This is a genomic window from Bacillus halotolerans (genome assembly GCF_004006435.1).
Classification (GTDB): Bacteria; Bacillota; Bacilli; order Bacillales; family Bacillaceae; genus Bacillus; species Bacillus halotolerans.
Genome location: NZ_CP029364.1, coordinates 3125636 through 3145393 on the forward strand (window position 1 = coordinate 3125636; position 19758 = coordinate 3145393).

The window sequence follows — 19758 nt, forward strand, 5'->3', positions numbered from 1 at the left end:
ATATCACATAGTGATTCTTTTTAACGGTTAAGTTAGAAAGGGCGCACGGTGGATGCCTTGGCACTAGGAGCCGATGAAGGACGGGACGAACACCGATATGCTTCGGGGAGCTGTAAGCAAGCTTTGATCCGGAGATTTCCGAATGGGGAAACCCACCACTCGTAATGGAGTGGTATCCATATCTGAATTCATAGGATATGAGAAGGCAGACCCGGGGAACTGAAACATCTAAGTACCCGGAGGAAGAGAAAGCAAATGCGATTCCCTGAGTAGCGGCGAGCGAAACGGGATTAGCCCAAACCAAGAGGCTTGCCTCTTGGGGTTGTAGGACACTCTATACGGAGTTACAAAGGAACGAGGTAGATGAAGAGGTCTGGAAAGGCCCGCCATAGGAGGTAACAGCCCTGTAGTCAAAACTTCGTTCTCTCCAGAGTGGATCCTGAGTACGGCGGAACACGTGAAATTCCGTCGGAATCCGGGAGGACCATCTCCCAAGGCTAAATACTCCCTAGTGACCGATAGTGAACCAGTACCGTGAGGGAAAGGTGAAAAGCACCCCGGAAGGGGAGTGAAAGAGATCCTGAAACCGTGTGCCTACAAGTAGTCAGAGCCCGTTAACGGGTGATGGCGTGCCTTTTGTAGAATGAACCGGCGAGTTACGATCCCGTGCAAGGTTAAGCAGAAGATGCGGAGCCGCAGCGAAAGCGAGTCTGAATAGGGCGCATGAGTACGTGGTCGTAGACCCGAAACCAGGTGATCTACCCATGTCCAGGGTGAAGTTCAGGTAACACTGAATGGAGGCCCGAACCCACGCACGTTGAAAAGTGCGGGGATGAGGTGTGGGTAGGGGTGAAATGCCAATCGAACCTGGAGATAGCTGGTTCTCTCCGAAATAGCTTTAGGGCTAGCCTCAAGGTAAGAGTCTTGGAGGTAGAGCACTGATTGGACTAGGGGCCCCTACCGGGTTACCGAATTCAGTCAAACTCCGAATGCCAATGACTTATCCTTGGGAGTCAGACTGCGAGTGATAAGATCCGTAGTCGAAAGGGAAACAGCCCAGACCGCCAGCTAAGGTCCCAAAGTATACGTTAAGTGGAAAAGGATGTGGAGTTGCTTAGACAACCAGGATGTTGGCTTAGAAGCAGCCACCATTTAAAGAGTGCGTAATAGCTCACTGGTCGAGTGACTCTGCGCCGAAAATGTACCGGGGCTAAACGTATCACCGAAGCTGCGGACTGTTCTTCGAACAGTGGTAGGAGAGCGTTCTAAGGGCTGTGAAGCCAGACCGGAAGGACTGGTGGAGCGCTTAGAAGTGAGAATGCCGGTATGAGTAGCGAAAGAGGGGTGAGAATCCCCTCCACCGAATGCCTAAGGTTTCCTGAGGAAGGCTCGTCCGCTCAGGGTTAGTCGGGACCTAAGCCGAGGCCGAAAGGCGTAGGCGATGGACAACAGGTTGATATTCCTGTACCACCTCCTCACCATTTGAGCAATGGGGGGACGCAGGAGGATAGGGTAAGCGCGGTATTGGATATCCGCGTCCAAGCAGTTAGGCTGGGAAATAGGCAAATCCGTTTCCCATAAGGCTGAGCTGTGATGGCGAGCGAAATATAGTAGCGAAGTTCCTGATTCCACACTGCCAAGAAAAGCCTCTAGCGAGGTGAGAGGTGCCCGTACCGCAAACCGACACAGGTAGGCGAGGAGAGAATCCTAAGGTGATCGAGAGAACTCTCGTTAAGGAACTCGGCAAAATGACCCCGTAACTTCGGGAGAAGGGGTGCTCTGTTAGGGTGCAAGCCCGAGAGAGCCGCAGTGAATAGGCCCAGGCGACTGTTTAGCAAAAACACAGGTCTCTGCGAAGCCGTAAGGCGAAGTATAGGGGCTGACGCCTGCCCGGTGCTGGAAGGTTAAGAGGAGCGCTTAGCGTAAGCGAAGGTGCGAATTGAAGCCCCAGTAAACGGCGGCCGTAACTATAACGGTCCTAAGGTAGCGAAATTCCTTGTCGGGTAAGTTCCGACCCGCACGAAAGGCGCAACGATCTGGGCACTGTCTCAACGAGAGACTCGGTGAAATTATAGTACCTGTGAAGATGCAGGTTACCCGCGACAGGACGGAAAGACCCCGTGGAGCTTTACTGCAGCCTGATATTGAATGTTGGTACAGCTTGTACAGGATAGGTAGGAGCCTTGGAAACCGGAGCGCCAGCTTCGGTGGAGGCATCGGTGGGATACTACCCTGGCTGTATTGACCTTCTAACCCGCCGCCCTTATCGGGCGGGGAGACAGTGTCAGGTGGGCAGTTTGACTGGGGCGGTCGCCTCCTAAAAGGTAACGGAGGCGCCCAAAGGTTCCCTCAGAATGGTTGGAAATCATTCGCAGAGTGTAAAGGCACAAGGGAGCTTGACTGCGAGACCTACAAGTCGAGCAGGGACGAAAGTCGGGCTTAGTGATCCGGTGGTTCCGCATGGAAGGGCCATCGCTCAACGGATAAAAGCTACCCCGGGGATAACAGGCTTATCTCCCCCAAGAGTCCACATCGACGGGGAGGTTTGGCACCTCGATGTCGGCTCATCGCATCCTGGGGCTGTAGTCGGTCCCAAGGGTTGGGCTGTTCGCCCATTAAAGCGGTACGCGAGCTGGGTTCAGAACGTCGTGAGACAGTTCGGTCCCTATCCGTCGCGGGCGCAGGAAATTTGAGAGGAGCTGTCCTTAGTACGAGAGGACCGGGATGGACGCACCGCTGGTGTACCAGTTGTTCTGCCAAGGGCATCGCTGGGTAGCTATGTGCGGACGGGATAAGTGCTGAAAGCATCTAAGCATGAAGCCCCCCTCAAGATGAGATTTCCCATTCCGCAAGGAAGTAAGATCCCTGAAAGATGATCAGGTTGATAGGTCTGAGGTGGAAGTGTGGCGACACATGGAGCTGACAGATACTAATCGATCGAGGACTTAACCTAATTTCTAATGATGTCACACCTGTTATCTAGTTTTGAGAGAACACTCTCAAATTGTTTGGTGGCGATAGCGAAGAGGTCACACCCGTTCCCATGCCGAACACGGAAGTTAAGCTCTTCAGCGCCGATGGTAGTCGGGGGTTTCCCCCTGTGAGAGTAGGACGCCGCCAAGCAATTGCACGTTAGTGCAATTATGGAGGATTAGCTCAGCTGGGAGAGCATCTGCCTTACAAGCAGAGGGTCGGCGGTTCGAGCCCGTCATCCTCCACCATTCTTACTATACATAATATGTTTACATATGAGCCGGTGTAGCTCAATTGGTAGAGCAACTGACTTGTAATCAGTAGGTTGGGGGTTCAAGTCCTCTTGCCGGCACCACTTTTATATGATATAATATTCAAGTCTCTTGTAAGAAGAGCCATTAGCTCAGTTGGTAGAGCATCTGACTTTTAATCAGAGGGTCGAAGGTTCGAGTCCTTCATGGCTCACCATTTATATGTTGCGGATGTGGCGGAATTGGCAGACGCGCTAGAATCAGGCTCTAGTGTCTTTACAGACGTGGGGGTTCAAGTCCCTTCATCCGCATCATTTCTGCGGAAGTAGTTCAGTGGTAGAACACCACCTTGCCAAGGTGGGGGTCGCGGGTTCGAATCCCGTCTTCCGCTCCAACTATACCATCCATGCCGGGGTGGTGGAATTGGCAGACACACAGGACTTAAAATCCTGCGGTAGGTGACTACCGTGCCGGTTCAAGTCCGGCCCTCGGCATTATAATTTGCGCCCGTAGCTCAATTGGATAGAGCGTTTGACTACGGATCAAAAGGTTAGGGGTTCGACTCCTCTCGGGCGCGCCATGATCTACATGAAATCGGGAAGTAGCTCAGCTTGGTAGAGCACATGGTTTGGGACCATGGGGTCGCAGGTTCGAATCCTGTCTTCCCGACCATTCTTGGGGCCTTAGCTCAGCTGGGAGAGCGCCTGCTTTGCACGCAGGAGGTCAGCGGTTCGATCCCGCTAGGCTCCACTTGATTTCAATATATGATTTGGCGGTGTAGCTCAGCTGGCTAGAGCGTACGGTTCATACCCGTGAGGTCGGGGGTTCGATCCCCTCCGCCGCTACCAAAGGACCTTTAGCTCAGTTGGTTAGAGCAGACGGCTCATAACCGTCCGGTCGTAGGTTCGAGTCCTACAAGGTCCACCACAATACGGAGGAATACCCAAGTCTGGCTGAAGGGATCGGTCTTGAAAACCGACAGGGGTGTCAAAGCCCGCGGGGGTTCGAATCCCTCTTCCTCCGCCATATATATTCTTACATTTTATCATCGCGGGGTGGAGCAGTTCGGTAGCTCGTCGGGCTCATAACCCGAAGGTCGCAGGTTCAAATCCTGCCCCCGCAACCAAACAAATATATCCTTTTAAATAAGGAGCGCCCGATGGGTGCAACTAATTAAAATGGTCCGGTAGTTCAGTTGGTTAGAATGCCTGCCTGTCACGCAGGAGGTCGCGGGTTCGAGTCCCGTCCGGACCGCCATTTAAATAATAAGGCTCGGTAGCTCAGTTGGTAGAGCAACGGACTGAAAATCCGTGTGTCGGCGGTTCGATTCCGTCCCGAGCCACCATTTACAAATATATATATTTTGGCGGTTGTGGCGAAGTGGTTAACGCACCAGATTGTGGCTCTGGCATTCGTGGGTTCGATTCCCATCAATCGCCCCAAAAAATTGCGGGTGTAGTTTAGTGGTAAAACCTCAGCCTTCCAAGCTGATGTCGTGGGTTCGATTCCCATCACCCGCTCCATTTCTATATCGTCATGGGCCTGTAGCTCAGCTGGTTAGAGCGCACGCCTGATAAGCGTGAGGTCGATGGTTCGAGTCCATTCAGGCCCACCATACCATGACTTTTACGTTCCACAGTAGCTCAGTGGTAGAGCTATCGGCTGTTAACCGATCGGTCGCAGGTTCGAATCCTGCCTGTGGAGCCATATGGAGAAGTACTCAAGTGGCTGAAGAGGCGCCCCTGCTAAGGGTGTAGGTCGTGTAAGCGGCGCGAGGGTTCAAATCCCTCCTTCTCCGCCATGACGGCCCGTTGGTCAAGCGGTTAAGACACCGCCCTTTCACGGCGGTAACACGGGTTCGAATCCCGTACGGGTCATCCTGAAACCTTGCATATCCTGCAAGGTTTTTTTGTTTTCTAAAACTATATGATATGCGTCTGATTTTGTTTTTTATTCTATATCAAATTTACAACAAAAAACTCCATATCTTTTGTTTTTCTTCAGAAAATGAAGTTTTATGTCAATAAATATAAGCGCTTTCTAGAAAGGGCTTTTTTTTATTTCTACGAATAAATAATATAAATGAAAACTATGATGTCAGAAAGGATGATTACATGGCCGCTGCCAGCCCAACAGCACATGATGTTTATCTTTTTCACGAAGGCAGTCTGTTTAAAAGCTATCAGCTGTTTGGCTCGCATTATCGCGAGCTGAATGGCCAAAGCGGGTATGAATTTTGTGTGTGGGCGCCGCATGCGTCAGAAGTTCGAGTGGCTGGAGATTTTAACAGCTGGTCAGGTGAGCTTCATGTTATGCAGAAAGTTAATGATCATGGCATTTGGACGTTATTTGTTCCAGGTTTGAAAGAAAAGGAACGATATAAGTATGAAATCGTGACAAATAGCGGTGAGACCATGCTGAAGGCAGACCCGTATGCTTTTTATTCAGAAGTAAGACCGAATACGGCGTCTCTTACTTACGATCTTGCAGGGTACAGCTGGCATGATCAAAAGTGGCAGAAGAAGCAGAAAGCTAAAACGATATATGAAAAGCCGGTTTTTATTTATGAGCTTCATCTTGGTTCATGGAAGAAGCATCCCGATGGCACGCTTTACTCCTATGAAGAATTAGGCCAGTTTCTTATTCCTTATATCAAAGAGCAGGGATTTACCCATATCGAGCTGCTGCCCGTTTATGAACATCCTTATGATCGCTCTTGGGGTTATCAAGCAACGGGGTATTACAGCCCGACAAGCCGATTTGGCACGCCTCATGATTTGATGAGGTTTGTTGATGAATGCCATCAGGCAAACATCGGCGTCATACTTGATTGGGTCCCCGGACATTTTTGTAAAGATTCGCATGGGCTTTATATGTTTGATGGAGCGCCTCTTTACGAATATCAAAAAGAGCGTGACAGGGAGAACTGGCTGTGGGGCACCGCTAACTTTGATTTAGGAAAACCGGAAGTTCATAGTTTTTTAATTTCTAATGCGTTGTACTGGGCGGAATTCTATCATATAGATGGCTTTAGGGTCGATGCCGTGGCTAATATGCTGTATTGGCCAAATCAGGATGAACGCCATACGAATCTCTATGCAGTTGAATTTTTAAAAAAGCTAAATCAAACAATGCGAGAGGCATATCCGCATGTCATGATGATAGCGGAAGATTCCACCGAATGGCCTCAAGTAACAGGTTCTGTTGAGGAAGGGGGACTCGGCTTTCATTTTAAATGGAATATGGGCTGGATGAATGATGTGCTGAAATATATGGAGACGCCTGCTGAACAAAGGCGGCACTGCCATCAGCTTGTGTCTTTTTCCTTGCTTTATGCGTTTAGTGAACATTTTGTATTGCCATTTTCTCATGACGAAGTCGTCTATGGAAAAAAATCACTTCTTCATAAAATGCCTGGCGACTATTGGCAGAAATTTGCCCAATATCGGCTTTTACTCGGTTATATGACGGCTCATCCCGGAAAAAAACTCATTTTTATGGGATCAGAATTTGCCCAATTCGATGAATGGAAAGATACAGAACAGCTTGATTGGTTTTTGAACTCCTTCCCCATGCATCAAAAAGCAAGTGTTTTTACTCAAGATCTTCTCCGCTTTTATCAAAAAAGCAAAATCCTTTATGAAAATGACCATCGTGCTCAGTCATTTGAATGGATTGATGTCCACAATGAGGAGCAATCAATCTTTTCTTTTATTCGGTATGGCAGACGGCACGGTGAGGCGCTTATCATCTTATGTAATTTTACACCCTCGGTCTATCATCAATATGATGTTGGCGTTCCCTTTCTTACCCAATATATCGAAGTGTTGAACAGTGACAATGAAAAATATGGGGGCTCAGGTCAATTGAATAAAAAGCCGTTGGCAGCCAAAGCTGGAGCTGTTCATCACAAACCGTGCTATATCACAATGACAATCCCCCCTTATGGCATTTCGATTATGCGGGCGGTGAAAAAAAGAGGAGAGATAAATGAATGAAAAAACAATGTGTGGCTATGCTCCTTGCCGGCGGGAAGGGCAGCCGTCTCAGCGGATTAACAAAAAACATGGCAAAACCGGCCGTATCTTTTGGGGGAAAATACAGGATTATTGATTTTACGCTCAGCAACTGTTCGAATTCAGGCATAGACACAGTAGGCATCTTAACGCAATATCAGCCGCTGGAGCTGAATTCCTATATTGGCATTGGCAGTGCATGGGATCTTGACAGGCACAATGGCGGCGTTACGGTATTGCCTCCTTATGCCGAGTCATCCGAAGTGAAATGGTATAAAGGGACGGCAAGCGCAATTTATGAAAATCTCAATTACCTGAACCAGTACGATCCTGAGTATGTGCTGATCTTATCAGGCGATCACATTTATAAAATGGACTACGGCAAAATGCTTGATTTTCATATTGAAAAGAAAGCGGATGTGACCATCTCCGTGATTGAAGTAGGATGGGAAGAAGCGAGCCGATTCGGCATCATGAAGACAAATGAAGACGGGATAATCACACATTTTGATGAAAAGCCTAAATTTCCAAAGAGCAATTTGGCATCCATGGGTATTTATATTTTCAATTGGCCGCTCTTGAAGCAATACCTTGAGATGGATGACCGGAATCCGTATTCAAGCCATGACTTCGGCAAAGACATCATTCCTTTGCTTTTGGAGGAGAAAAAGAAGCTTTCCGCTTATCCGTTTAAAGGATATTGGAAGGATGTCGGCACGGTGCAGAGCTTATGGGAAGCCAATATGGATTTGCTGAAAGACCAGTCTGAGCTAAGGCTGTTTGAACGCAATTGGAAGATTTACTCTGTCAATCCGAATCAGCCTCCGCAATTTATTTCGCCTGAGGCGCAGGTTCATGACTCACTTGTGAATGAGGGGTGTGTTGTTTATGGGAATGTGTCTCACTCCGTTCTATTTCAAGGTGTCACCGTCGGTAAGCACGCAACGGTCAAGCGTTCAGTGATTATGCCGGATGTGACAATCGGTGAGCATGTCGTGATTGAGAATGCTATCGTGCCCAAGGGCTTAGTGCTTCCGGATGGCGCAGTGATTAAATCTGAAAAAGACATTCAGGAGGTACTGCTTGTTTCGGAGGAATTTGTAGAGAAAGAATTGATTTAATGACTGAAGAGGAGGCAGAATCAGTTGATCAATAATCAAATGTTAGGTGTTATAGATGAAACCACATATAAGCATTCTCTTCAGGATTTAACCGCACAGCGGTCGCTTGGTGCGATTCCTTTTGCTGGCAGATACCGCTTGATAGATTTTATGCTGTCCAATATGGTGAATGGGGACATTAGGAGTGTGGCGATTTTTCCGAAATATCGCTACCGGTCTCTTATGGATCATCTTGGAGCAGGGAAGGAATGGGATTTGCACCGAAAAAAGGACGGCCTCTTTTTTTTTCCGTCACCGCATTTGCATGATGAGTATAATGAATTCGGTTCATTTCGCCAGTTTTCTGATCATCTTGATTACTTTCATAGAAGCACACAGCAATATGCCGTCATCACCAACAGCCATACTGTATGCAACATTCAATTTCAATACGTGCTGAAAAGACATCAGGAGGCGGGCTGTGACATTACCGAGGTCTTTCAGGACGGTCAGTCGCTGCAAATCTATATCATGTCTTCTGAACTCTTGAAAGATCTGATTTACGGACATATTGAAAAAGGATACAGAACCATTCAGGAGGTTGTTGAAAAAGAAGCCCCCGCATTGACCATTTGCCCATATGAATATTCGGGGTATGCAGCTGTTATTGATTCTGTAGAAAAGTATTATACCCACAGTATGGAGCTTATTCAGCCGCGTTTTTGGCAGCAGGTGTTTTTGCCTCAGCAGCCGATTTATACAAAAGTGAAGGATGAGCCCCCAACGAAATACGGGAAGAACAGCACTGTTAGAAATTCTTTAGTGGCAAACGGCTGTGTGCTTGAGGGGGAGGTCGAAAACTGCATTTTGTTCAGGGCGGTGCATGTCGGGAAAGGCACAAAGCTGAAAAACTGCATTATTATGCAAAAAACGCAGATTGGTGAGGATTGTTTGCTGGAGCAGGTGATTGCTGATAAAGATGTCAAAATCGGCAATACAACTGAAGCTGCGGGAACGGAGGAGCAGCCGCTCGTATTAAAAAAAGGTTTGGTGCAAGGAGAGCTGATGAATTCTTGAAGGTGTTATTTGCTGTCTCAGAATGTACTCCGTTTGTAAAATCAGGAGGCCTGGCCGATGTGGCCGGCGCGCTGCCCAAAGTGCTTTCTCGTCTTGGGAACGACGTAGCGGTGATCATGCCGAAATACAGTCAAATTCCTGATCCTTGGAAAAAGCGTATGAAGAAAACAGCTGAATGTACGGTTGCTGTTGGCTGGCGTCAGCAATATTGCGGGATTGAACATTTGGCTGAAGATGGTGTGAATTATTATTTTATCGACAATAAATATTATTTCTCAAGGGATTCCCTGTACGGGCATTTTGACGATGGGGAGCGGTTTGCTTATTTTTCAAGAGCTGTGCTGGAAGCGGCAGAAGCAGTGAGTTTTCAAGCCGATATCATTCATACTCATGACTGGCATACAGCGATGGTCAATTACTTGTTGAAAGAGGAATACAGCAAGCGCCCTTTTTATAAGCAGATGAAAAGTGTGCTCACGATCCATAACTTGCAGTTTCAAGGTATATTCCCGCCTGAGGTGACACATGACTTGCTCGGTCTGGACATGAGTCATTTTCATTATGAGAGATTAGAATGCAATGGATTTGTTAATTTTATGAAAGCAGGGATTCTCGCTGCTGATCATGTAACAACGGTGAGCCCGACTTATAGAAATGAAATCTTAACGCCGTATTACGGCGAGCAGCTTGAGCCAGTTTTGCAGCATAGGGAAAAAGATTTAACAGGGATCTTAAACGGTATTGATGACTCTTTCTATCAGACAGAGAGCGATCCGTATATTGAGATGCATTACGATCCTGAACGTCTTGATTTAAAGGAAGAAAATAAAACGAAGCTCCAGCGGCGGATGGGCCTTCCGGAACGAAAAGATATTCCGCTGATCAGTATGGTAACAAGGCTGACCAAACAGAAGGGGCTTGATCTTGTTAAGAGAATGATGCACGAGCTGCTGGAGGAGAGAGACATACAGCTGATTGTGCTCGGTACGGGGGAACGGGAATTTGAGGACTACTTCCGGTACATTGAATTTGCATTTCACGATAAATGCAGGGCGTATATTGGGTTTGATGAGCCGCTTGCCCATCAGATTTATGCGGGCTCGGATTTGTTTCTGATGCCGTCGAAATTTGAGCCGTGCGGCCTGGGGCAGATGATCGCGCTTCAATATGGCGCTATTCCGATTGTCAGAGAAACAGGCGGGCTCTATGACACTGTCCGTTCCTACCGGGAGGAAGAGGGCACAGGCAACGGTTTTACGTTCTCAGCCTTTAATGCTCACGATCTGAAATTTACGATCGAGAGGGCGCTGTCGTTTTATCGCCAAAAGGATGTATGGAAGAGCATCATGAAGACCGCAATGAATGCAGATTACAGCTGGAAACAATCAGCCAAACAGTATCAGCGCATTTTCGAGCATGTGACAAGGAGTGGACGGGATGTTCTCGAGTAAAGAACGCTTTGTAGCCTTATTTTTAAAGCGTCTGGAAATGACGTGCGGGAAAAGCTTTAAGGACTCTTCCAGGCTTGATCAATATAAAACCTTAGGCAATATGATCAGAGAGTACATCAGCGCTGATTGGATCCAGACAAATGAAAGAAGCAGGTCCAATTCCGGAAAGCAGACATACTATTTGTCGATTGAATTTCTTCTCGGACAGCTCCTTGAACAAAATTTAATGAATCTCGGTATTCGGGATGTAGTGGAAGCGGGTCTGAAAGAGATCGGCATCAGTTTAGACGAGATCCTTTATATGGAGAGTGATGCAGGGCTTGGGAATGGAGGTCTGGGGCGATTGGCAGCTTGTTTCTTAGATTCTCTGGCTTCGTTAAACTTGCCTGGGCATGGGATGGGGATTCGCTATAAGCATGGTTTATTTGAACAAAAAATTGTTGACGGGCATCAGGTTGAGCTGCCTGAGCAATGGCTGAAAAACGGAAATGTGTGGGAAGTAAGAAATGCTGATCAAGCGGTTGACGTGCCGTTTTGGGGCGAGGTGCATATGACTGAAAAAAACGGCCGTCTGCATTTTCGTCATGAGCAAGCAACAATCATTACCGCCGTTCCTTATGATATCCCGATCATCGGATACGATACGGGCACAGTCAACACATTAAGACTTTGGAACGCCGAACCTTATGCGCATTATCATGGCGGCAATATTTTGTCTTATAAACGGGAAACAGAAGCTGTATCTGAATTTTTATACCCTGATGACACGCATGACGAGGGTAAGATATTACGGCTGAAGCAGCAGTATTTTTTAGTATGTGCAAGTTTAAAAAGCATTGTGAACAATTACCGCAAAACGAATCAATCATTATATGGTCTGCATAAAAAAGTAAGCATTCATATTAATGACACCCATCCTGCACTTGCTGTGCCTGAACTGATGCGGATTTTGCTTGATGAAGAAAACATGAGCTGGGAAGATGCCTGGCATATCACGGTACATACAATTTCCTATACGAATCATACGACACTGTCAGAAGCGCTTGAAAAATGGCCGATTCATTTATTTAAGCCGTTGCTCCCACGAATGTATATGATTATTGAAGAGATTAATGAGAGGTTTTGCAGAGCGGTTTGGGAGAAGTATCCCGGTGACTGGAAAAGGATAGAGGATATGGCGATTACGGCGCACGGAGTTGTCAAAATGGCTCATCTCGCAATAGTGGGAAGCTACAGTGTAAACGGAGTTGCCAAAATTCATTCCGACATTCTAAAGGAACGAGAGATGCGTCATTTTCATTTGATGTTTCCGAATCGGTTTAACAATAAAACAAATGGAATTGCCCATAGGCGCTGGCTGTTAAAAGCCAATCCCGGCTTGTCTGCGATGATAACGGATGCGATAGGCGATGAATGGATAAAACAGCCTGAATCCTTGATTCGGCTGGAACCATACGCTACTGATCCCGCTTTTATTGAGCAGTTCCAAAACAACAAAAGCAGAAAAAAGCAAGAGCTTGCTGATCTGATTTTTTGCACGGCCGGAGTGGCTGTAAATCCGGACAGCATATTTGACGTACAGGTGAAACGGCTTCATGCGTATAAACGGCAGCTGCTGAATGTTCTTCATATTATGTATTTGTATAACCGCCTGAAGGAGGATTCGGGATTTTCTATTTATCCGCAAACCTTTATTTTCGGAGCAAAGGCTTCACCAAGCTATCATTACGCGAAGAAAATTATTAAACTGATTCATTCCGTTGCGGAGAAAGTAAATTATGACCCGGCGGTGAGGCAGCTGCTCAAGGTCGTTTTTTTAGAAAATTACAGGGTCTCTATGGCGGAGCAGATTTTTCCGGCATCAGATGTAAGTGAACAAATTTCGACTGCAAGCAAGGAAGCGTCCGGTACAGGAAATATGAAGTTTATGATGAATGGCGCGCTGACAATCGGCACGCATGACGGGGCGAATATTGAAATTCTGCAACGGGTCGGAACTGATTGTGTTTACACTTTTGGTTTGAAAGCGGATGACGTTCTTTCCTACCAGGAAAACGGAGGCTACAGATCAAGGGAGTATTATCAGCATGACCGCAGAATCAGGCAGGTAGCAGATCAGCTGATCAACGGTTTTTTTGAAGGTGAAGCCGATGAATTTGAATCCATCTATGATTCGCTGCTGCCGCATAATGACGAGTATTTTGTATTGAAGGATTTCAGTTCATACGCGGATGCCCAGGAGCGTATTCAAGCCGATTATCAAGATCGGCGAAAGTGGTCAGAGCGTTCGATTTTAAACATTGCCCATTCAGGTTATTTTTCAAGCGACCGGACGATTCACGAATATGCGAAACACATTTGGAGAATTAAGCCGATGATGTAAAAAAGCCGCTGTTTGAGCGGCTTTTTTTGTTCAAAGATTCATTGAATAGATCGTAAAGGATAAGACAGTTGCAAAGGCACTCCATAAAAAATAAGGCACTAGAAGCCAGCTTGCGGCCCTGCTGTATACTTTTGCAATGATGATTACAACCAGCGCTGTTATGGCGACAAGCAGGCAGTCAATGGATGCGGCAAGGAGATTCTTTTGCGTAAACTGAAAATAACTGAATGCCTGATTAAGCACATAATTGATCAAAAACGCCAGCCAAAAGCTTTTGGCTTTTTTAAATGAACATTTGGCAAAAACAATGGCAGCTGAAAGAGAAATCAGTGCAAACAGGACGGCCCAGATGATGCCGATCGTTGACCCGCTTGGCGTCCAGTCTGGCTTTTTCAGTGAATGATACCAACTTTGGTCGATCGGAAATAGAAAGTCTGCGGCTGAAAACAGTGCGTATGTAATGATAAAAACTACGATTGCGCCGAACATCTTTTTCATATATTTCCCTCCGGTATGTATTTATTTTACATGTAGCTTTACCCTTTAACTTGGATAGATCAAACTCCTGATATGCGGGAGAGATGATGTAGAGAGCTGCTGTAATGCGGTCATTTATGAAAACACAAAAGAGAACCCCCTTTGCCTGGGGGTTCAATCTGCATGGAGATCGCCAAACGTCGTCATGATGCCTTCTTCATCCAGCTCTTCCTCATAACGTTCATGTGCCCTGCTTGGATACACTGTAATTTCTTTGCCGGTAATATCTGTGGCAATGAAATTCTCATATGATTCTGTATTGCCGATATTTTCTTCGGCATTCATCGTCATATCATCATAGTTGAGCGGCGGATTTTCCATGTCCTGCGGTGTTTCTGAGTTTCCGTATTTTTCAACGTCCTGGTAGGAATCTTCACTGTCGTAAGGCGCTCTGATTTCTTCATCATCGTCAAATTCAAATTGCCCGAAGGGTGTTTCTTCTTCGATCGGACGGTCTTTGGAAACAACATCCTGTGATGAATATTCCGCGAGCGTTGTAGCAGTCGGAAGCGCTTCTAGGCGTTCATAAGGAATTTCCTTTCCGCTGACCTCACAAATCCCGTACGTGCCGTTTTCTATCGCCTTCAATGAATGCTCAATGTCCCGGAGATGCTCCCGTTCATGCAAATCAAGAGCAATGTCTTTTTCGCGCTCATAAAGCTCTGTCGCCTGATCGCCTGGGTGATTGTCATAAGCAGAAAGCTCACCCCACGAATCATATGGAAAAGCGGAATTGAGCTGAAAATGGTCATTGTCTTTGAAGCGGTTCAATATATCTTCTTTCGTTTGTTCAAGTTCCTTTTTTAAATGCTGAAGCTGTTCGTTTGTAAGCAATATGATCGCCTCGTTTCTCTGTAATGCATACCTTTAGTATGGACAGATCGCCTGAGAACTTTCATAAATCCCTTGTGGAGGAATATAGGAGATTTTCCTTATATGGTAAGCGGATACAAGCTTTGCTATCAGTGGAGAAAGAAATTTAAGGTTTGTTTCTTTTTCATTTCTGCAATTAGGTTTATAATAGGTAAGGCAGGCCATTTGGACTGCATGATCTGTGTATTTGACACAATGTAGACACAGGTGTATGGTATTAAAAGCATTTTAAGAATTATGGAGGAATGTCTCATGGTGACAACGGTGCAGCGTACGTTCCGAAAGGAAGTTCTACATGCATTACATAAAGCCAAAGAAGTCAACCATGCTGTCTTAATAAGCTATTCGAGACAAATTGAGTCTCTTGACCCTCTATCATTTTTCAATTACGGAGCAAAAAAATATACAGGCAATCGATTTTTTTGGTCAGAACCTGAAAGTGAATTGACAATAGTCGGTCTTGGCAAAGAAGCTGTTTTCCAGACGAATCAAAAAAACGACGAGCGGTATCGCGAGGTTTTTGAACAATGGGAGCGCTTTAAAAAGACGGCTTTTCATATTTATGAAGAAGAAAAGCTGCAGCATCCTGCAGTGGGACCTGTCTTATTCGGAGGCTTTTCCTTTGACCCTTACGAAGAAAGAGGTACTCAATGGGACCATTTCTCGGAAGGGGATTTCTTTGTGCCTTCGCTTATGCTGACAATGTCTAATGACAGTTCGTTTTTAACAGTCAACAGATGGGTCAGCGGAGAAGATGATGCAGAAGCTGTTTTGGAAGGCTTAAAAGCTTTTGCAGCGGAATTTATGGTCCCCGATTTAAATCAAGAAGATCAGGCTGTGATGACAGCATCTCAGGAGCTGGATAAGTCTGATTGGCTGAAAGCAATCGAAACGGCAACAAGCCAAATTAAAGAGAATCAATATGATAAAGTGGTTCTTGCCAGAGAGCTGCTGCTCACGTTTGACGGTCCGGTCAAAATGGAACCGGTGCTTAAAACGCTTTTGACCGATCAGCAGACAAGCTATGTTTTTGCAATCGAACAAGAAGGCAAAACCTTTGTCGGCGCATCCCCGGAAAGACTGATCAAAAGAGACGGCAACACTGTCATGTCTACTTGTCTGGCAGGTTCCATAAAGCGCGGCTCCGATGAAGAAGAAGACCGCCGCATCGGCCTTGAATTATTAAACGATGAGAAAAATCTGCTGGAGCATGATATTGTTGTAGGCATGATTCATAACGCTTTTGTATCAAGCTGTTCTGACGTTGAAAAGCCTGACGAACCTGTATTGTACAAAACGAAAAGCGTCCAGCACTTATTTACGCCAATTGTCGGACAGCTTCACGCGTCTGCTTCGCTTTTTGACTTAATTGAGAAACTGCATCCCACACCGGCGCTTGGGGGAGCACCTCAGAAAAAAGCTGTAGAAGTGATCAGAGAGATCGAACCGATGTCCCGCGGCTGGTATGCGGCTCCTGTCGGCTGGATTGACAGTCAGGATAACGGAGAATTTGCTGTTGCCATCCGTTCAGGGCTGATTGAAGGCAGCACAGCACGCCTGTTTGCCGGGTGCGGCATTGTGGAAGACTCTGAACCGCAATCGGAATACGAAGAAACACAGATTAAGTTAAAGCCGATGATCTCTGCACTGGGAGGTGAGAGACGTTGACAGTGAACCCGATTACTCATTACATCGGAAGCTTTATTGATGAATTCGCCCTTTCCGGAATTACGGACGCTGTCGTTTGTCCGGGCTCAAGATCTACTCCGCTGGCTATTCTTGCTGCCGCGCATCCTGATATCAACGTCCATATCCAAATTGATGAAAGATCTGCCGGATTTTTTGCATTAGGGCTGGCAAAAGCACAGCAGCGTCCCGTGCTTCTGATTTGCACATCAGGAACAGCCGCGGCCAACTTTTATCCGGCTGTGATTGAAGCCCATTATTCAAGAGTACCGATTATAGTGTTAACTGCTGATCGGCCGCACGAGCTGCGTGAAGTAGGCGCACCGCAGGCCATTAATCAGCACTTCTTATTCGGTAACTTTGTTAAGTTTTTCACAGACTCTGCTCTTCCCGAAGAGTCGCCGCATATGCTGAGATATATCCGAACGCTGGCAGGCCGTGCCGCCGGGGAAGCGCAAAAGCGTCCAATGGGGCCTGTGCACGTGAATGTACCTCTTCGTGAGCCGCTGATGCCTGACCTTTCTGATCAGCCGTTTGAAAGAATGAGAACTGGGCGTCACGTGTCAGTGAAAACGGGTACGCAATCCGTGGACCGGGACTCTCTGTCTGACGTGGCTATGATGTTGAAAGAGGCCGAAAAAGGCATGATTGTCTGCGGGGAACTCCACAGTGATGCTGATCAGCAAAAAATTGTGGAGTTGTCAAAAGCGCTGCATTATCCAATTTTAGCTGACCCGCTGTCTAACCTGCGGAACGGCGTCCATGATAAAAGCACCGTTATAGATGCTTATGACTCATTTTTGAAAGATGATGAGCTGAAGTCAGCACTGCGGCCTGATGTCGTGATCCGTTTCGGACCGATGCCTGTTTCAAAGCCGGTTTTTTTGTGGCTGAAGGATGACCCGGCCATTCAGCAGATTGTGATTGATGAGGATGGCGGCTGGAGAGAGCCGACACAGGCAAGCGCACATATGATTCACTGCAGCCCGTCTAGTTTTGCCGACGCGATCATGGCTGAACATACTGGAATGGATCGAACATCGGAATGGCTGGAAAAATGGCAGATCGTGAATCAGCGTTTCCGTGAATATCTGCAAACGGTCAGCAGTGAAGAGGTTTCATTTGAGGGCAACCTCTATCGAATCCTCCAGCATCTTGTGCCTGAAAATAGCTCGCTGTTTGTCGGAAACAGCATGCCAATCAGGGATGTCGATACGTTTTTCGAAAATCAGGACCGCAATTTCCGTATCTATTCAAACCGTGGCGCAAATGGGATTGATGGTGTTGTCTCTTCTGCCATGGGTGTTTGTGAAGGAACAAAAGCACCTGTGACACTCGTGATCGGGGATTTGTCTTTTTATCATGATTTAAACGGGCTGCTGGCGGCTAAAAAACTGGGTATTCCGCTTACTGTGATCCTCGTGAACAATGACGGCGGAGGGATTTTTTCATTTTTGCCGCAGGCATCTGAAAAGACACACTTTGAAGATTTGTTCGGCACGCCGACCGGGCTTGATTTCAAGCATGCGGCTGAGCTTTACGGGGGCACGTATTCATGCCCGGCTTCGTGGGATGAATTTAAAGCATCATACGCACCGCAGGCTGACAAGCCCGGCCTTCACATTATAGAAATCAAGACTGATCGCCAATCAAGAGTTCAGCTTCATCGTGATATGCTGAATGAGGCTGTGCGGGAAGTGAAAAAACAATGGGAACTGTAAGCATAACTGTTGCAGACGGCGTCCGCTATGCTGTGACAGATGATCGGCCGAATGCTTCTGATACCATAGTCTGTCTGCACGGGTTTACCGGCAGCAAACAATCCTGGGCCTTTCTGGACCAGTTGCTGCCTGATTCCCGTGTCATCAAAATTGATTGCTTAGGACACGGAGAAAGTGATGCCCCGCTGAATGGAAAAAGGTATAGCACGAGCCGGCAAGTTTCAGACCTTGCCGAAATATTTGATCATTTAAAACTTCACAAAGTGAAACTTATTGGTTATTCTATGGGGGGAAGGCTTGCATATTCCTTTGCCATGACATACCCCGAACGGATATCAGCGCTTGTGCTCGAAAGCACGACACCCGGCCTTAAAACCCTCGGGGAACGGAAAGAACGAATCTTGCGGGATCGGAAGCTTGCCGATTTTATTTTGCGTGACGGGATCAAAGCCTTTGTGGACTATTGGGAAGGCATCCCTTTGTTTTCGACGCAGCAGCGGCTTGCTGAAGACGTTCGGCAAAGGATACGGTCGGGCCGTCTGAGAAATAATAACATTGGACTGGCCAACAGTTTAATCGGTATGGGCACCGGTTCTCAGCCTTCCTGGTGGAGCCGGTTAAAAGATATTGCGGCGCCTGTGCTTCTCATCTGCGGAGAATGGGACGAAAAGTTTTGCGCCATTAATCAAGAGGTGCATAAGAAGCTTCCATCTAGTAGAATAGAGATTGTTCCTGAAGCAGGCCATACAGTGCATGTGGAACAGCCGCGTTTTTTTGGTAAAATAGTGAGTGGGTTTTTAACAAACTTATAACTCGTTCATATGGAAAAATAGAGGAGGTCATATCATGGCTGTAGAATGGAAAACTGAACGTACATACGATGAAATACTGTATGAATCGTATAATGGTATTGCAAAAATAACTATCAACCGCCCTGAGGTACATAATGCGTTTACCCCTAAGACGGTTGCTGAAATGATTGATGCATTTGCTCGCGCGAGAGATGATCAAAACATCGGCGTTATCGTGCTTGCCGGTGCCGGAGACAAAGCGTTTTGTTCTGGCGGAGACCAAAAAGTGCGCGGACACGGCGGTTATGTAGGCGACGACCAAATTCCGCGTTTAAACGTATTGGATCTTCAGCGTTTAATCCGCGTCATCCCGAAACCTGTTGTTGCGATGGTATCCGGATATGCGATCGGCGGAGGACACGTGCTTCATATCGTATGTGATTTGACAATCGCTGCCGACAATGCGATTTTTGGACAAACCGGCCCTAAAGTGGGAAGCTTTGACGCAGGTTACGGTTCAGGCTACCTGGCTCGAATCGTAGGACATAAAAAAGCCCGTGAAATCTGGTACCTGTGCCGTCAGTACAACGCGCAGGAAGCGCTGGATATGGGACTTGTCAACACAGTTGTTCCTTTGGAACAGCTTGAAGAAGAAACGATTAAATGGTGTGAAGAAATGCTTGAGAAAAGCCCGACCGCACTTCGTTTTCTTAAAGCTGCGTTTAACGCGGACACAGACGGACTTGCTGGAATTCAGCAGTTTGCAGGGGATGCAACCCTTCTTTACTACACAACTGATGAAGCAAAAGAAGGCCGTGATTCCTTTAAGGAAAAACGCAAACCGGATTTCGGTCAATTCCCGCGTTTTCCGTGATCAGCAGATACGTATGAAACGAACA

The 19758-nt window shown here is 46.8% G+C and carries 11 protein-coding genes, 21 tRNA genes and 2 rRNA genes; 32 read left to right on the top strand and 2 right to left on the bottom strand.

The annotated features are described in order from the left end of the window. Positions 1-25: 25 nt before the first annotated feature. The 28 genes from DIC78_RS16005 (at position 26) to glgP (ending at position 13251) form a co-directional block, all read left to right on the top strand. A 23S ribosomal RNA gene (locus tag DIC78_RS16005) occupies positions 26-2953 on the top strand. 54 nt (positions 2954-3007) lie between these two features. After that, positions 3008-3123: ribosomal RNA gene (gene rrf / locus DIC78_RS16010) — 5S ribosomal RNA — on the top strand. A gap of 22 nt (positions 3124-3145) precedes the next feature. After that, a tRNA-Val gene (locus DIC78_RS16015) sits at positions 3146-3221 on the top strand. Positions 3222-3252: 31 nt separating this feature from the next. Beyond that, positions 3253-3328: transfer RNA gene (locus DIC78_RS16020), tRNA-Thr, on the top strand. 37 nt (positions 3329-3365) lie between these two features. Continuing rightward, positions 3366-3441, top strand: a tRNA-Lys gene (locus DIC78_RS16025). 10 nt (positions 3442-3451) lie between these two features. Further along, positions 3452-3535 (top strand) — tRNA-Leu (locus DIC78_RS16030). A gap of 8 nt (positions 3536-3543) precedes the next feature. Further along, positions 3544-3618 (top strand) — tRNA-Gly (locus DIC78_RS16035). 14 nt (positions 3619-3632) lie between these two features. Then, positions 3633-3718: transfer RNA gene (locus DIC78_RS16040), tRNA-Leu, on the top strand. A gap of 9 nt (positions 3719-3727) precedes the next feature. Then, positions 3728-3804: transfer RNA gene (locus DIC78_RS16045), tRNA-Arg, on the top strand. Between the two features lie 15 nt (positions 3805-3819). Then, positions 3820-3896, top strand: a tRNA-Pro gene (locus DIC78_RS16050). Between the two features lie 5 nt (positions 3897-3901). Further along, positions 3902-3974: transfer RNA gene (locus DIC78_RS16055), tRNA-Ala, on the top strand. A 21-nt stretch (positions 3975-3995) separates the two neighbouring features. Next, a tRNA-Met gene (locus DIC78_RS16060) sits at positions 3996-4072 on the top strand. A 2-nt stretch (positions 4073-4074) separates the two neighbouring features. Then, a tRNA-Ile gene (locus tag DIC78_RS16065) sits at positions 4075-4151 on the top strand. Positions 4152-4157: 6 nt separating this feature from the next. Continuing rightward, positions 4158-4250 (top strand) — tRNA-Ser (locus DIC78_RS16070). Between the two features lie 23 nt (positions 4251-4273). Further along, positions 4274-4350 (top strand) — tRNA-Met (locus tag DIC78_RS16075). A 54-nt stretch (positions 4351-4404) separates the two neighbouring features. Further along, positions 4405-4481: transfer RNA gene (locus DIC78_RS16080), tRNA-Asp, on the top strand. Between the two features lie 12 nt (positions 4482-4493). Then, positions 4494-4569: transfer RNA gene (locus DIC78_RS16085), tRNA-Phe, on the top strand. A gap of 21 nt (positions 4570-4590) precedes the next feature. Then, a tRNA-His gene (locus tag DIC78_RS16090) sits at positions 4591-4666 on the top strand. Positions 4667-4673: 7 nt separating this feature from the next. Beyond that, positions 4674-4747, top strand: a tRNA-Gly gene (locus tag DIC78_RS16095). 15 nt (positions 4748-4762) lie between these two features. Then, positions 4763-4839, top strand: a tRNA-Ile gene (locus DIC78_RS16100). Positions 4840-4856: 17 nt separating this feature from the next. Continuing rightward, positions 4857-4931, top strand: a tRNA-Asn gene (locus tag DIC78_RS16105). A 3-nt stretch (positions 4932-4934) separates the two neighbouring features. Continuing rightward, positions 4935-5025: transfer RNA gene (locus DIC78_RS16110), tRNA-Ser, on the top strand. Positions 5026-5029: 4 nt separating this feature from the next. Next, positions 5030-5101, top strand: a tRNA-Glu gene (locus tag DIC78_RS16115). Positions 5102-5338: 237 nt separating this feature from the next. Then, positions 5339-7222 (top strand): 1,4-alpha-glucan branching enzyme, encoded by a 1884-nt coding sequence (gene glgB, locus DIC78_RS16120; RefSeq protein ID WP_127696600.1) that lies wholly within the window; start codon positions 5339-5341, stop codon positions 7220-7222. Continuing rightward, on the top strand, positions 7219-8361 hold the full coding sequence (locus tag DIC78_RS16125) for a glucose-1-phosphate adenylyltransferase (protein ID WP_024122609.1): 1143 nt from the start codon (positions 7219-7221) through the stop codon (positions 8359-8361). The genes glgB and DIC78_RS16125 overlap by 4 nt, the downstream gene beginning before the upstream one ends. A 24-nt stretch (positions 8362-8385) precedes the next feature. After that, entirely contained in the window at positions 8386-9417 is a 1032-nt protein-coding gene (glgD, locus tag DIC78_RS16130; protein ID WP_127696601.1) for a glucose-1-phosphate adenylyltransferase subunit GlgD, read from the top strand. Further along, on the top strand, positions 9414-10868 hold the full coding sequence (glgA, locus tag DIC78_RS16135; RefSeq protein WP_127696602.1) for a glycogen synthase GlgA: 1455 nt from the start codon (positions 9414-9416) through the stop codon (positions 10866-10868). Before glgD ends, glgA begins: the two co-directional genes overlap by 4 nt. Next, positions 10855-13251 (top strand): glycogen phosphorylase GlgP, encoded by a 2397-nt coding sequence (glgP, locus tag DIC78_RS16140; RefSeq protein ID WP_127696603.1) that lies wholly within the window; start codon positions 10855-10857, stop codon positions 13249-13251. Before glgA ends, glgP begins: the two co-directional genes overlap by 14 nt. Before the next feature lie 30 nt (positions 13252-13281). Here glgP and DIC78_RS16145 read toward each other — a convergent pair whose 3' ends face one another. Together DIC78_RS16145 and DIC78_RS16150 are read right to left on the bottom strand one after the other, a co-directional pair. Continuing rightward, positions 13282-13749: a TspO/MBR family protein gene (locus DIC78_RS16145; protein ID WP_106020319.1), complete on the bottom strand. Its 468-nt coding sequence runs from the start codon at positions 13747-13749 to the stop codon at positions 13282-13284. A 153-nt stretch (positions 13750-13902) separates the two neighbouring features. After that, positions 13903-14622, bottom strand: a complete 720-nt coding sequence (locus tag DIC78_RS16150; protein WP_127696604.1) for a yteA family sporulation protein — start codon at positions 14620-14622, stop codon at positions 13903-13905. 291 nt (positions 14623-14913) lie between these two features. On the opposite strand from DIC78_RS16150, the gene DIC78_RS16155 reads away from it, so the two are divergent. The 4 genes from DIC78_RS16155 to menB are packed head-to-tail and all read left to right on the top strand — an operon-like array spanning position 14914 to position 19733. After that, entirely contained in the window at positions 14914-16329 is a 1416-nt protein-coding gene (locus DIC78_RS16155) for an isochorismate synthase (RefSeq protein WP_127696605.1), read from the top strand. After that, entirely contained in the window at positions 16326-18068 is a 1743-nt protein-coding gene (gene menD, locus DIC78_RS16160; protein ID WP_127696606.1) for a 2-succinyl-5-enolpyruvyl-6-hydroxy-3-cyclohexene-1-carboxylic-acid synthase, read from the top strand. The genes DIC78_RS16155 and menD overlap by 4 nt, the downstream gene beginning before the upstream one ends. Continuing rightward, positions 18056-18880 (top strand): 2-succinyl-6-hydroxy-2,4-cyclohexadiene-1-carboxylate synthase, encoded by an 825-nt coding sequence (menH, locus tag DIC78_RS16165; RefSeq protein ID WP_127696607.1) that lies wholly within the window; start codon positions 18056-18058, stop codon positions 18878-18880. Before menD ends, menH begins: the two co-directional genes overlap by 13 nt. Positions 18881-18914: 34 nt before the next feature. Beyond that, positions 18915-19733, top strand: a complete 819-nt coding sequence (gene menB / locus DIC78_RS16170) for a 1,4-dihydroxy-2-naphthoyl-CoA synthase (RefSeq protein ID WP_095714585.1) — start codon at positions 18915-18917, stop codon at positions 19731-19733. Positions 19734-19758 lie beyond the last annotated feature (25 nt).